Source organism: Bradyrhizobium sp. Crot121 (assembly GCF_059512385.1).
Genome location: NZ_JCAMOR010000598.1, coordinates 1 through 213, shown reverse-complemented (window position 1 = coordinate 213; position 213 = coordinate 1). Strand labels below are relative to the sequence as shown.

At 66.7% G+C, this 213-nt stretch carries 1 pseudogene; it reads right to left on the bottom strand.

From position 1 onward, the window contains the following. A pseudogene (locus AC5ZGW_RS48035) lies at positions 1 to 213 on the bottom strand (Crp/Fnr family transcriptional regulator); the annotation flags it as partial.

Below are 213 nucleotides of genomic sequence, written 5' to 3'. Positions count from 1 at the left end.
AGTTGAAACTGCATCAGCATCGCCCTGCCGTGCATCTGGACCGCGTGCCGGATCGTAGGGCTCCGGTTGAAAGCGGCCTGAAATCGCGACGCGGGGATTCGCGAGGCGGTGCCCGCTGCACGAACGATCGCGGTAGTGGCCGAAGGTGACGACCCGAGCACCGAAAGAAGGCCAAGTGCCCCCTCGCGCCCGACGACGGCGGTGTCGACCGTC